The sequence below is a fragment of the Phenylobacterium sp. 58.2.17 genome (genome assembly GCF_026411515.1).
Taxonomy (GTDB): domain Bacteria; phylum Pseudomonadota; class Alphaproteobacteria; order Caulobacterales; family Caulobacteraceae; genus Phenylobacterium.
Genome location: NZ_JAPMTQ010000068.1, coordinates 1 through 12,346, shown reverse-complemented (window position 1 = coordinate 12,346; position 12,346 = coordinate 1). Strand labels below are relative to the sequence as shown.

Sequence of the window (12,346 nt, the reverse complement as noted above, 5' to 3'; positions counted from 1 at the left end):
GCCGGGCCTGGTGCGGTTGCTGGCCGCCCAGGCGGCCGAGGCCGCCGGCGACGCGGTCGCCGCCCAGGCCGCCTACACCGCCATGCTCAGCCTGCCCGACATGCGGCTGGCCGGGCGCAAGGGGCTGATGCAGCTGGCGCTGGCCCAGGGCGATCGCGCCGCCGCGACGACCCACGCCGAGGCTGCCTACGGCGAGCCGCGCACCGCCCGCTGGGCCTGGCGTGCAGTGCTCGAGGCGCGGCTGGAGGCCGGCGACTGGGACGGCGCGCGCGACCTGGCCAAGGGCGCGCTGGAGCGCAAGATCATCTCGCCGCTGGTCGCCGACCGGGCGCGGGCCGCGCTGCTCGCCGCCTCGGCCGCCCAGCTCGAAGGCGACACCGATCCCAAGCGCCGCGCCCAGGCGCTGGAGCGCGCGGTCGAGGCCGCCAAGCTGCAGCCGGGCTTCGCGCCCGGGGTGGTGATGGCCGCGCGGCTGCTCAGCGGCGATGGCAAGGCCGGCCGCGCGGCGCAGGCGCTGGAGAACGCCTGGAAGGCCGCGCCGCACCCGGCCCTGTGGCTGGCCTATCGCGACCTGAAGACCGACGAGACCCCGCGCCAGCGCGGCGAGCGGCTGTGGCGGCTGGCCTCGCTGAACGCGGGCGAGCGCGAGAGCCGCATCCTGCTGGTCGAGCAGGCGCTGATCGCCGGAGACCCCGAGCGGGCCCAGGAGGCGGCCCGGGAGCTGGCCGCCGAACCGGTCACCGCCCGCATCGCCGGCCTGTTCGCGCGGACCGCCTTCGCCGCCGGCCAGCCGGACGAGGCGCGGGTCTGGATGGCCCGCGGGCTCGGCGCGCCGCAGGAGCCGGACTGGTCCGATCTCGACCCCGAGGGCCGCGCCTTCGCCTACCAGCCGGCCGACTGGGCCCGGCTGGTGGTCAGTTTCGCCGAGAGCGGCGAGCTGATCCATCCGCGCCACGAGCGGCGCGAGCGGACGATGAGCGAACTGCCCGAATTGCCGATTTCCTATGCCGATTCAGCGGTTTTGCTGGCCGGGCACGAGGCGGCGCCGGCCCCCTACGACATCGCCGACGGCGTCTATGAGGACGACGAGCCGCCGCCGCCGCCGGCCCCGCGCGGCGGCGATCGACGGCCATCTGGAAGGCGGCGCTTGGCGAGCGCGCCGAGAGTCGCTAAGTAGGCGCTCCCTCGCGGGCCAAATCGGCCGGCGAGCGCGTACCAGGCCGCTTTAGCTCAGCTGGTAGAGCACCTCATTCGTAATGAGGGGGTCACAGGTTCGAGTCCTGTAAGCGGCACCACTCTCCTGACATCGATGATCTGACCGCGCGGCCCCCGCGCGCGACCGACGGTGCACGAAAAAGGGCGCGGCTGGAGCCGCGCCCTTCGTTCGGTACGCCGGGGTCGGTCCCTTAGGTGTTCGGGGCCGGGGCCGGGGCCGGGGCGGCCGGAGCCGCGGGCTTGGCGGCCGGCTTGGCCGGGTCGGGCTTGTACTTGTCGTTATAGGTGATCTTGTCCTGCGCGCCCTTGCGGATGGCCTCGATCTGGCGGCCGACGGCCTCCTGGGTGCGCATCTGCTTGAGGCCGGCGGTGGCGTAGTTGACCGCCCGCTCGCCGGTGAACGGCAGGGTGCGGCTCTCGCGGATCTGGTTGACGAACACCGCGTTGCCGCGCGGGAAGATGAAGATCTCGCCGGCCGGCAGCTTCATCAGGGTCTGGGTCAGGCCCTCGGGCGCGTTCAGCGTGTCGAGCACGGTGGTGGTGCGCTGGAAGTCGAGGTTCTCGCGGCCGAGCACGGCCTCGACCTGCTCGAGCGTGGTCAGCGGTTCGAACTGCTTCATCAGCTCGGGGCTGAACTTGCCGACCACGATCTGGTCGACGACCATCACGCGGCGGTCGGCGAACATGTGCGGGTGCTCGGCGACGAACTTCTCGGCCTCGGCGCGCGACGGGTTGACCACGGTCGAGGCGACCTTGCGCTGCATGGCGCCGACCAGCATCGCTTCCTTGGCCTGCATTTCCTGCTGGGCGAAGGCCGGGGTCTTGTCGAGCTTCTGTTCCTTGGCGGTCTGGGCCAGCAGCTTGCGGGTGATGATCGACTGCAGCGCGGCCTGTTCCATCGCCTTGCGCTGGGTCGCGTCCGCCGCGGACGCGCCGCCGAGCTCGCGGTTGAGTTCGGTGACCGTAATCTCCTCGCCGTTCACCGTGGCGACGACCTGACCCTTGGGGGCCTTGGAGCCGCCGCCGATCATGCCGCAGCCGCTCATGGCCACGCAGGCGAGCAGCGCTGCGCCATGAGTCCAGTTCAATTTCATCGGTTTCTCCCCGAGTAAGCCGTACAGGCCTCGCCGATGGCGGCGCACCACGTTGGCGGGCGCCGGTCAACCTTGGCTGGCCGTTGCTCTGTTTAACCCTGAAACATCTTAAGCTGTCACGAACAGCGATCTTCGGCGAGCGGTGACCGGGCTGCGACGAAGCGCGCTGGCGGCGGCGCGCGCGTCTGGGCGGCTTTCGTGCCGATTGGTGTTGCAACTCAAGGCCGGACACGGGAAAACGCCAGCCGCACCGCGCGGCCAGCGCCGCCGCGGGTCCGCCGACGAGGTCCCCAGTCCCAGCCGATGAGCGACGAACCTAAGCGCCGCCCGATTCTGTCCCTGAAGAATCCCCCGAAGGTCGTCGTGCCCGAGGGGCCGAAGCGCCCTGCGCCGCCGCCAGCCCCGCCGCCTCCGCCGCAGTACGACTGGAAGTGCAAGCCCTGCGGCGCGGGGCTGTCGATCGACGACCACCTGACCGACGAGGTCGTGATCCGCTGCCCGTCATGCAACGCCAAGCTCGGCACGGTCGCCGATTTCCGCGCCGACCCGCCGCCGACCCGCCTGCGGGCGCGCCCGACCAAGCGCGCCTAGCGTCGCGGGCGGGTCAGCCGCCGACCACCTGCGACATCACCGGTCCGATCTCGTCGTGCAGCACGATGTCAGCCACCGCATCCTGGTCGGTGGGTTCACGGTTGACGATCGCCAGGGTCGCGCCGTTGCGCTTGGCCAGCAGCGGGAAGCCGGCGGCCGGATAGACCACCAGCGACGAGCCGAGCACCAGGAAGAGGTCGCAGCCGAGCGTCTGGGCCTCGGCGCGGTCCATCTGGTCCTGCGGCATCGACTGGCCGAACGAGATGGTCGCCGATTTGACCAGGCCGCCGCAGGCGCGGCAGACCGGGATCACGCCGTGCTCGGTGAAGCTTTCGCGAAATTCTTCGAACTCGTGGCGCAGCCCGCAGGCCAGGCAGCGCGCAAAGTGCGCATTGCCGTGCAGCTCGATCACCTTGTCGTCCGGCACCCCTGACTCCTGGTGCAGGTTGTCGACGTTCTGGGTGATGACCGCACTGGCCCTACCGTCAGCAACCAGCTTGGCGACGGCGGTATGACCGTCGTTCGGGCGCGCGCCGGTCCATTTGGCGGCGCCTGAAAACACCCGGGTCCAGGCCTCGCGGCGGCGGGCCTCGTCACCGACGAACTCCTGGAAGTAGATCGGCTTCATCTTGCTCCACACCCCGCCAGGGCTGCGGAAATCAGGCACGCCGGACTCGGTGGAGATGCCGGCGCCGGTGAACACCACGATGCGCCGCGCCTCTGCGATCGCCTCCGCCAACTGCATACGCCCGGCCATCGGTCTCCTCCTTGCCGTCCTCGGCGTCAGAAAGATGGGTAGCGCGTCGCGGCCCGCAACGCCACGCGGGTATGACCGGGATTTTTGACGGTATTACTTGACGCCGGTGTCAAGTAATACCGCTAACAGTCGATATAATCGACATTAATGTGTCGCGATGTCGGCACATCTAGACTGCGCCTGCGACAATCTGTCAGGCCGTCATTAATCACGATTAATAATCCAGAAGTCTGTGAGTGCTTCAATGATCTGAACTGTACTGTTTGGGGGCTCACAGTGAATTTCAGTAATGCGCGTATCTCCGCCAAGCTGATCATGGCGTTCGCCGTGATCCTTTCGGTCTTCACCCTGGCATCCGCAGCCGTGTTCATGAGCCTCAGCGCCACGCTTCAGGCGGCCGAGCAGAACAATGTGAGCAACCTCAACATCCAGGACGTCGCGACGGTTCTCTATCAATCCGTCGAACAACAGAATGCGGCGCGCGGTTTCGCAGCGACGCGCAATGCCGACTTCCTGAACAACTACGAGAAGGACGGCGCCCTCGCCGATAAGAGCCTTGCGGCCTTCACGGGGCGCACGACGCGGCCTGAGCAGAAGGAACGCGCGGCCCGTCTGAAGCTCGAGCTCGACGCCTGGCGCGCCAAGAACAACGAGATCATCGCCCTGGCGCGGGATCCGGCCACCGAATTCCAGGCCCTGGCGATGATCGACGAGGTGCGCCTGACCAAGGTGCGCGGGGTGCAGGGTGAGATCCTGGACGCCCAGAGCAAGCTGGTCGCCGAGCGCTGGGCGCAGCAGCAGAACGCCATCACCCAGGCCCGTATCACCCTGATCGGCGGCAGCCTGGTGGCGATCCTGGCGGCTGCGGCCATGGCCTGGCTGCTGTCGCGGGCCATCGCCGCGCCGGTCAGCGCCATGACACGCGCGATGGATCGGTTGGCCGGCGGCGACAACACCGTCGAGGTGCCGGCGGTCGGGCGCAAGGACGAGATCGGCCAGATGGCCACCGCCGTGCTGGCCTTCAAGGAGGCCGCGATCCAGAAAGTGCGGGTCGAGGCCGAGGTCGCCGAACAGCGCGCGGCCGCCGAGCTCGAGCGCCAGGCCCGCGAAGAGGAGAAGGCTCGCGAGGCCGAGCAGGACGCGATCGCCATCGGCTCGCTGGCCGAAGCGCTGGGCAAGCTAGCCCACGGCGACCTGACCTATCGCATCACCGCCGCCTTCGCGCCGAAGGCCGAGCAGCTGAAGACCGACTTCAACGCCGCCGTCGCCACCTTGCAGGACACCATGACGGTGATCAGCGGCAACACCACGAACATGCGCTCGGGCGCCGGCGAGATCAGCCAGGCCGCCGACGACCTGTCGCGCCGTACCGAGCAGCAGGCCGCCAGCCTGGAAGAAACCGCCGCGGCGCTCGACCAGATCACCGCCACGGTCCGCAAGACCGCCGAGGGCGCCAACCACGCCCGCGAGGTGGTCGAGACCGCCCGCACCGACGCCGAGCGCAGCGCCAACATCGTGCAGCGGGCGACGGCGGCGATGGGCGAGATCGAGGACAGCTCAAAGCAGATCGGCCAGATCATCGGCGTGATCGACGAGATCGCCTTCCAAACCAACCTGCTGGCCCTGAACGCCGGGGTCGAAGCGGCCCGCGCCGGCGACGCCGGCAAGGGCTTCGCGGTCGTCGCCTCCGAGGTCCGGGCCCTGGCCCAGCGCTCGGCCGAGGCGGCCAAGGAAATCAAGGTCCTGATCAACGCTTCGAGCGCCCAGGTCGGCCAGGGCGTCGATCTGGTCGCCGAGACCGGCAAGGCGCTGCAGCGCATCGCCTCGCAAGTGGCCGAGATCAACGCCTCGGTTTCCGAGATCGCGGCCAGCGCCCAGGAGCAGGCGGTCGGCCTGCAACAGGTCAACACCGCCGTTAATCAAATGGATCAGGTCACGCAGCAGAATGCGGCCATGGTCGAAGAGTCCACCGCCGCGAGCCACGCGCTCGCCAACGAAGCCGTCGAGCTCACCCGTCTCATGGGCCAGTTCTCGATCGGCCAGGATCAAGGCCGCCCGATCGTTCGCAAGACCCCCGCGCCGCGCTCCAACAAGCCGGCCCGGGGATACAGCTCCGGCGCCGCCACCGCGGCGAAACTCGAGCCGGTCGGAGAAACCGACACTTGGGAGGAATTCTGATGGAAGCCTACACCCGCATCCCATCGCCCGGCGCCGAGCTGATCTCGGTCCGCATCGGCGAGCAGGCCTATGCGATCGACATCATGGCGGTGCGCGAGATCCGCGGCTGGTCGGCGGCCACGCCGCTGCCGCACGCCCCGCCCCACGTGCTGGGGATGATGAACCTGCGCGGCGCGATCCTGCCGGTCATCGACCTCGGCGCGCGGCTGGGCCTGGGCCCGGCCAATCCCAGCGCCTCGTCAGTGGTGGTGGTGGCGCAGATCGGCGAGGCGCAGATGGGCCTGGTCGTCGATGCGGTGTCCGACATCCTGACCGTGACCGAGGGGCTGATCCAGCCGCCGCCGGAAGTCGGCAGCCCGGAATCGACCGCCTATGTCAGCGGCGTGATGACCACCGACACCGGGATCGTCTCGCTGCTGTCGCTTGACCACATTCTGCCGCCGGACATCGCGGCCGCAGCCTAACGGACGTGGTCCGCCAAGGACCTGTGCAGTTCAGTCAGTCGTCGGGGGTATTTTAAGTGCTGGCTCGTCTATCAATCGCATGGAAACTCATGCTTGCGGCTGGCTGCGCCATCGGCGCGCTGCTGCTGCTGGCCGCGGCCCTGGTGGCCGCCAACGCCAGCGGCATCGTCCGCGACCTGTCCAATGACAATGCGCAGGCCCTGGCCGGCAAGGCCGCCGCCGAGGTGGCCAGCGACATCGGCGAGATCCAGGGCCTGGGCCGCTCGATGGCTCAGACGCTGGGCGCGGCCCACGCCGCCGGCGTGCGCGACCGCAAGGTGCTGAGCGAGATGATCAAGCCGGCGGCTTCGGCCTCGCCGATGATCCTTGGCGCCTGGTTCATGGAGATCCCCAACGCGCTGGACGGCCAGGACGAGGCCCATATGGGCCAGGTTGACTCCGGCTCCAACAAGCTCGGCCAGTTCACGCCCTATTGGGTAAACAACAACGGCTCGCTGAGCCTGGAGCCGCTGGACACCGGCAACGACTACGACCAGCCGTTCTACCAGACCAGCTTCAAGAGCCAGAAGGCGGCGATCGTCGAGCCCTATCCCTACGAGGTGGGCGGCAAGACCATCTCGATGACCTCGGTGACCTTCCCGGTGATGTCGAACGGCCAGCTGATCGGCGTGGCCGGCATCGACCTGGCGCTGGACGACGTGTCCAAGCAGCTCGATGCGCTGCGCCCGTTCGGCGACGGCCGGGTCATGCTCGTCTCGCCGGCCGCCAACTGGGTCTCGCACCCGGACGCCAAGCTGCGCATGAAGCCCTACGCCGACACCGGCGCGGCCGAACTGAAGGGCGCGATGGCGGATGGCAAGTCCGTGCTGCTCAGCGGCCTGGACCAGCCGGCCGGCAAGGTCGAGCGCCTGGTCACGCCGGCCCCGCTGCCGGGCCTGAACTCGACCTGGGCGGTGGTCATGGACGTGCCGACCAAGCACATCACCGGCCCCGCCCGCCAACTGGCGATCTGGCTGGCGGTCGGCGGCGTGGTGATCCTGGGCCTGGTGCTCGGCGCGCTGTTCATCGCGGTCGGCAAGCTGGTGCGCCAGCCGCTGGCCGGCATCACCGCCGCGGTGGGCGAGCTTTCCGCCGGGCGCTACGAGAAGCCGGTGGGCGGCGCCGACAAGCATGACGAGGTGGGCGAGATCGCCCGCGCCCTCGAAGGCTTCCGCCATGGCCTGGCCGAGAACCGCGCCCTGCGGGCCGGCCAGGAAGCGGCCAACGCCCAGGCCGAAGCCGAGCGTCGCCGGTCGGAGGCCGAGCGCGCGGCCGTGGCCGAACAGCAGGCCGTCGTGGTCACCGCCCTGGCCAAGGCGCTCGAGCGCCTGGCCCACGGCGACCTGACCGCCCGAGTCGAGGCCCAGGTGTCTCCGGAATACGAAGCGCTGAAGCACGACTTCAACGTCGCCATGAGCCAACTGCAGAACACCATGGGCGTGGTGGTCGGGGCGACTTCGTCCATGCGTTCGGGCGCCGACGAGATCAGCAAGGCGGCCGACGATCTGTCGCGCCGCACCGAGCAGCAGGCCGCCAGCCTGGAAGAAACCGCCGCGGCGCTAGACCAGATCACCGCCACGGTCCGCAAGACCGCCGAGGGCGCCAACCACGCCCAGGGCGTGGTCGCCACCGCCCGCTCGAACGCGGCCGAAAGCGCCGACGTCGTGCAGCGGGCGACGGCGGCGATGGGCCAGATCGAAGACAGCTCCAAGCAGATCGGTCAGATCATCGGCGTCATCGACGAGATCGCCTTCCAGACCAACCTGCTGGCCCTGAACGCGGGGGTCGAAGCGGCCCGCGCCGGCGACGCCGGCAAGGGCTTCGCGGTCGTCGCCTCCGAGGTCCGGGCCCTGGCCCAGCGCTCGGCCGAGGCGGCCAAGGAGATCAAGACCCTGATCAACGCCTCGAGCGCCCAGGTCGGCCAGGGCGTCAGTCTGGTGGCCGACACCGGCAAGGCGCTGCAGCTGATCGTCAGCCAGGTGGCCGAGATCAACGGCATCGTCACCGAGATCGCGGCTAGCGCCCAGGAGCAGGCGGTCGGCCTCCAGCAGGTCAACACCGCCGTCAACCAGATGGACCAGGTGACCCAGCAGAACGCCGCCATGGTCGAGGAATCGACCGCCGCCAGCCACTCGCTGGCCGGCGAAGCGGTCGAGCTGGCCCGCCTGATCGGCCAGTTCAAGACCGGCGAGCAGGGCGCCGCCGCGGCGTCGACTCGTGCGCCCGCGCCCACGCCCCGCGCGGCTCCGGCCAAGCGCGTCGCGGTCGGCGGCGGCCGCAGCCTGCCGGTGGCCGAGGAAGAGGGCTGGGAGGAGTTCTAGGCTCGCCCCTTATCGCTCACCCCGGCGAAGGCCGGGGTTCTGGCGGCGCTTCGGCCACGGCTGGAGCGCCGTTTGCGCGTCTGACTAGGCGCTCGGCGGCGGGCCAAGCACGGCGTGCGCCGCCGGCTCGTCCAGGCCGTCGATCTCGATCATCTTCAGGCGTGCGGTCTCGCCGGCGACGATGCGCACCGACGACTTGGGCCGCTTGAGGGTCTTGGCCAGCAGGGCGACCAGCGCCGCGTTGGCCGCGCCCTCGCTGGGCGGGGCGCTGACCCTGATCTTCAGATAGGGGCGGCCCTCCGGATCGAGGGCCCAGCCGTCCACGCCGTCGCGACCGCCCTTGGGCGTCAGCCGCACGGCCAGGCGCACCGGCCTAGCCGAGGCTCATCAGTGCGCCGGCCGCGGCCGGCAGCAGGTAGCGCTGGATGCCCGAGATCACCAGGATCGCGATCACCGGACTGATGTCGACGCCGCCGAGCGATGGAATGATCTTCTGGAACGGGGCCAGCACCGGCCGCGTCACCGCGTCGAGGAAGCGGGCGACGTTGTAGACGAACTGGTTGCGCAGGTTGATCACGTCGAAGGCGACGAGCCAGGACAGGATGGCGCTGGCGATCAGCGCGAACACCAGCAATCCGAGCAGCGCGTCGATGATGAAGAAGACAAAGCCGACCAGCGGGGCCATCAGAAAATCCGAGTGGAAAGGGCCTCCTGTATCGGCTGGCGCGGCGGCGCTGGCAAGTCGCGACGCCGCATCGGCGATCAGCCGCTTGACAGACCCCGCCTTCGCCTCCTAAGTCCGCGCCTCCTGGGGCCGTAGCTCAGTTGGTAGAGCGCCTCGTTCGCAATGAGGAGGTCAGGGGTTCGACTCCCCTCGGCTCCACCAATTCCTCGCGGAATTGGTCGAACCTCAGGAATTTTCCGGACAATCAGATCTTCGTGCCCGGGCCGTCTTCGGTCAGGACGCCGTCGAAGTGTTCCTCGCTGGCGTCGGCTTCGGCCTTGGTGGCGCGGACGATGCCGTCGCGGTGCTCGGGCGGGCCGTAGAGGGTGTAGAGCCGCAGGGCCTTGTCGCCGGTGTTGATCACGTTGTGGGGGGCGCCGGCCGGGACGATGATCGCGAAGTCGGCCTTCACCTTGGTCTTCACCCCGTCGATCCAGACCTCGCCCTTGCCCTTCTCGATGCGGAAGAACTGGTCGTGGGTGTCGTGCACCTCCTCGCCGATCTCCTCGCCGGGCTTCAGCGACATCAGCACCAGTTGCAGGTGCTTGCCTGTGTAGAGCACGCGGCGGAAGTCCTTGTTGCTTTCCGTCAGCTCCTCGATGTCGTCGACAAAGCCCTTCATGGCGCGTCCTTTCCTGATGGTGCTTATCCAGCCTGAGCCGAGCGCGCGGCGCAGGCCTTGATGCTAATCAAGCCTGCGCCGGCGACGGCCCGATGACGGTCAAGCCTGGGTAACGGGAAGCCGCAGGAACACGTTCCCGGCCGCCGTGGCCGGCGGCAGGGCGCCGGCGCGGATGTTCACCTGCAGCGAGGGCAGGATCAGGGTCGGGGCGGCCAAGGTGGCGTCGCGCGCCTCGCGCATGGTGACGAAGGCGGCCTCGTCCACGCCGTCATGCACATGGACGTTGCGGGCCCGCTGCTCGGCGACGGTGGTCTGCCAGGCGAAGGTGTCGCGGCCGGCCGGCAGATAGTCGTGGCCGACGAAGATGCGCGTCGTTTCGGGCAGAGCCAGGATCTTGCGCGTCGAACGATAGAGGGTCGCCGCATCGCCGCCCGGGAAGTCGGCGCGGGCGGTCCCATAGTCGGGCATGAACAGGGTGTCGCCGACGAAGGCGGCGTCGCCGATCAGATAGGTGACGCAGGCCGGGGTGTGGCCGGGTGTGTGCAGCACCCCGATGTCCAGCGATCCGAGCGGCAGCACGTCGCCCTCGGCCAGCAGCCGGTCGAACACCCGTCCGTCGTCGGCGACATCGTCGGCCTCGAAGCGGGGGATGAAAGCCTTCTGCACCTGGGTGATCTCGGCCCCGATTACCACCTGCGCGCCGGTTTCGCGGCGGATGTAGTCGGCCGCCGACAGGTGGTCGGCGTGCGCGTGGGTCTCGAGCACATAGGCCAGGGTCAGACCCTGATCGTGCACCGCGGCCAGCACCGCATCGGCCGAGCCGGTCGAGAGCCGGGCCGCCTTGGGCTCGAAGTCGAGCACCGGGTCGATCACCGCGGCGACCCGGGTGGCAGGGTCACTGACCAGGTGGGTCGCGGTCGAGGTGGCCTTGTCGAAGAATGTCTGTACTTGAGGGGTCATGGTTGGAGCCTCCTTCGGCGTCAGGCCAATACATAAGACCTTGCTAAATTAGAAACAACTCATATATTGCGGCCATGTTCGATCTCGCGAACTTCGACATCACCCGTTTCGAGGCCAGCGCCGGGGAGGCCGCCAAGCTTCTGCGCGCGCTGGGCAACGAGCGGCGGTTGATGATCCTCTGCCAGCTGACCGAAGGCGAGCGATCGGTGGGCGAACTACTGCCCCTGGTCGGCCTGTCGCAATCGGCCCTCTCGCAGCACCTGGCAGTGCTGCGCGAGGAAGCCGTCGTGGCCACGCGCCGCGAGGGCCAGACCATCTGGTACCGGATCGCCGACCCTGCCGCGATGAAGGTGGTGGCGACGCTCGCGGAGATCTTCTGTCCTCCAGACATGAAGAAGGCCGATGACCGCTCCGACCCAACTGAATCCCAAGGACGTCGCTGACCTGCTGGCCAAGGGCCAGGCGGTGCTGTTCGACGTCCGCGACCCCGACGAGTTCGCCCGCCGCCACGTGAAGGGCGCGCGGCTGCGCCCGCTGGCGAGTCTTGAGTCCGCGCCGCTCGACGTGCCGGCCGGCGCCTTGCCGATCTTCACCTGCCGCTCGGGCATGCGCACGGCCGCCAATTGCACGCGGCTGGCGGCGGCCAGCGGCGGCCAGGCCGTGGTGCTGGCCGGCGGCGTCGACGGCTGGGCGGCCGCGGGATTGCCGCTGGTCGAGGACCGCAAGGCGCCGCTGGAAATGATGCGCCAGGTGCAGATCGCGGCCGGTACGCTGGTGCTGATCGGCGTCGGCCTGGGCCTGCTGGTCCATCCCGGGTTCTTCGGTCTCGCCGCCTTTGTCGGCGCCGGCCTGACATTCGCCGGGGCCACAGGCTTCTGCGGCATGGCGCGGCTGCTGGCTCTGATGCCCTGGAACCGTCCGGCGAGGACCTAAGGGCATGGACCTGGTGAGCCTGGGTCTCGCGGCGGCGGGCGGGGCGGTGATCGGACTGCTGCTGTCGGTGTTCGGCGGCGGCGGTTCGGTGCTGGCCGCGCCGCTGCTGCTCTATGTGGTCGGCGTGCGCGATCCGCATGTCGCGATCGGCACTTCGGCCGCCGCCGTGGCGGTCAACGCGGCCGTGGGCCTGGCCGCCCAGGCCAAGGCCGGGCGGGTGAAGTGGCCCTGCGCCCTGGTGTTCGGCGGCGCGGGGCTGATCGGTTCGCTGGCCGGGGCGCATCTGGCCAAGATGATCGACGGCGGCCAGCTGATCCTGTGGTTCGCCGGGGCGATGGCGCTGGTCGGAGTCTCGATGCTGGTTCCCAGGAAGGACGAGGGCGACCCCGGCGTGGGGGGGGGGGGGGGGGGGGGGGGGGGGGGGGGGGCGGGGGGGGGGGGGGGGGGG

Annotated in this window: 14 protein-coding genes and 2 tRNA genes; 10 read left to right on the top strand and 6 right to left on the bottom strand. The window is 69.6% G+C overall.

All coding sequences use genetic code 11. The annotated features are described in order from the left end of the window. Both OUA97_RS22160 and OUA97_RS22155 read left to right on the top strand, forming a co-directional pair. The coding region (locus OUA97_RS22160) for a tetratricopeptide repeat protein (protein ID WP_267234261.1) at nucleotides 1-1,177 on the top strand (1,177 nt) is incomplete at its 5' end. A 42-nt stretch (nucleotides 1,178-1,219) separates the two neighbouring features. Further along, a tRNA-Thr gene (locus OUA97_RS22155) sits at nucleotides 1,220-1,295 on the top strand. Nucleotides 1,296-1,406: 111 nt separating this feature from the next. On the opposite strand, the gene OUA97_RS22150 is transcribed toward OUA97_RS22155, so the two are convergent. After that, complete coding sequence (locus OUA97_RS22150; RefSeq protein ID WP_267234260.1) at nucleotides 1,407-2,309, bottom strand: SurA N-terminal domain-containing protein; 903 nt, start codon at nucleotides 2,307-2,309, stop codon at nucleotides 1,407-1,409. A 303-nt stretch (nucleotides 2,310-2,612) separates the two neighbouring features. On the opposite strand from OUA97_RS22150, the gene OUA97_RS22145 reads away from it, so the two are divergent. After that, nucleotides 2,613-2,900 (top strand): hypothetical protein, encoded by a 288-nt coding sequence (locus tag OUA97_RS22145; protein WP_267234259.1) that lies wholly within the window; start codon nucleotides 2,613-2,615, stop codon nucleotides 2,898-2,900. Between the two features lie 13 nt (nucleotides 2,901-2,913). On the opposite strand, the gene OUA97_RS22140 is transcribed toward OUA97_RS22145, so the two are convergent. Beyond that, nucleotides 2,914-3,657 (bottom strand): SIR2 family NAD-dependent protein deacylase, encoded by a 744-nt coding sequence (locus tag OUA97_RS22140; protein ID WP_267234258.1) that lies wholly within the window; start codon nucleotides 3,655-3,657, stop codon nucleotides 2,914-2,916. 315 nt (nucleotides 3,658-3,972) lie between these two features. Here OUA97_RS22140 and OUA97_RS22135 point away from each other — a divergent pair, with 315 nt between their 5' ends. From OUA97_RS22135 to OUA97_RS22125, 3 genes are all read left to right on the top strand, one after another. Then, the gene (locus OUA97_RS22135) at nucleotides 3,973-5,835 is read left to right on the top strand and encodes a methyl-accepting chemotaxis protein (protein ID WP_416362453.1); all 1,863 of its coding nucleotides are present in this window, start codon (nucleotides 3,973-3,975) and stop codon (nucleotides 5,833-5,835) included. After that, the gene (locus tag OUA97_RS22130) at nucleotides 5,835-6,299 is read left to right on the top strand and encodes a chemotaxis protein CheW (RefSeq protein ID WP_267234256.1); all 465 of its coding nucleotides are present in this window, start codon (nucleotides 5,835-5,837) and stop codon (nucleotides 6,297-6,299) included. Before OUA97_RS22135 ends, OUA97_RS22130 begins: the two co-directional genes overlap by 1 nt. Nucleotides 6,300-6,388: 89 nt before the next feature. Then, complete coding sequence (locus tag OUA97_RS22125; RefSeq protein WP_267234255.1) at nucleotides 6,389-8,659, top strand: methyl-accepting chemotaxis protein; 2,271 nt, start codon at nucleotides 6,389-6,391, stop codon at nucleotides 8,657-8,659. 84 nt (nucleotides 8,660-8,743) lie between these two features. On the opposite strand, the gene OUA97_RS22120 is transcribed toward OUA97_RS22125, so the two are convergent. Both OUA97_RS22120 and OUA97_RS22115 read right to left on the bottom strand, forming a co-directional pair. Next, entirely contained in the window at nucleotides 8,744-9,028 is a 285-nt protein-coding gene (locus tag OUA97_RS22120) for a DUF167 family protein (RefSeq protein WP_267234254.1), read from the bottom strand. Nucleotides 9,029-9,032: 4 nt separating this feature from the next. Continuing rightward, nucleotides 9,033-9,344, bottom strand: coding sequence for a YggT family protein (locus OUA97_RS22115; protein ID WP_267234253.1), 312 nt, complete (start codon nucleotides 9,342-9,344; stop codon nucleotides 9,033-9,035). A 125-nt stretch (nucleotides 9,345-9,469) separates the two neighbouring features. Between OUA97_RS22115 and OUA97_RS22110 the strand changes: the two genes are divergently transcribed. Beyond that, nucleotides 9,470-9,545: transfer RNA gene (locus OUA97_RS22110), tRNA-Ala, on the top strand. Between the two features lie 43 nt (nucleotides 9,546-9,588). On the opposite strand, the gene OUA97_RS22105 is transcribed toward OUA97_RS22110, so the two are convergent. Further along, the gene (locus tag OUA97_RS22105; protein WP_267234252.1) at nucleotides 9,589-10,005 is read right to left on the bottom strand and encodes a cupin domain-containing protein; all 417 of its coding nucleotides are present in this window, start codon (nucleotides 10,003-10,005) and stop codon (nucleotides 9,589-9,591) included. A 99-nt stretch (nucleotides 10,006-10,104) separates the two neighbouring features. Further along, nucleotides 10,105-10,965, bottom strand: coding sequence for an MBL fold metallo-hydrolase (locus OUA97_RS22100; RefSeq protein WP_267234251.1), 861 nt, complete (start codon nucleotides 10,963-10,965; stop codon nucleotides 10,105-10,107). 74 nt (nucleotides 10,966-11,039) lie between these two features. Between OUA97_RS22100 and OUA97_RS22095 the strand changes: the two genes are divergently transcribed. The 3 genes from OUA97_RS22095 to OUA97_RS22085 all read left to right on the top strand — a co-directional run. Next, nucleotides 11,040-11,408 carry an ArsR/SmtB family transcription factor gene (locus tag OUA97_RS22095; RefSeq protein WP_267234250.1) on the top strand — a complete coding sequence of 123 codons (369 nt, stop codon included), beginning with the start codon at nucleotides 11,040-11,042 and terminating at the stop codon, nucleotides 11,406-11,408. Then, nucleotides 11,368-11,898 (top strand): rhodanese family protein, encoded by a 531-nt coding sequence (locus OUA97_RS22090; protein ID WP_267234249.1) that lies wholly within the window; start codon nucleotides 11,368-11,370, stop codon nucleotides 11,896-11,898. The genes OUA97_RS22095 and OUA97_RS22090 overlap by 41 nt, the downstream gene beginning before the upstream one ends. A 4-nt stretch (nucleotides 11,899-11,902) precedes the next feature. Next, the coding region (locus OUA97_RS22085) for a sulfite exporter TauE/SafE family protein (RefSeq protein ID WP_267234248.1) at nucleotides 11,903-12,346 on the top strand (444 nt) is incomplete at its 3' end.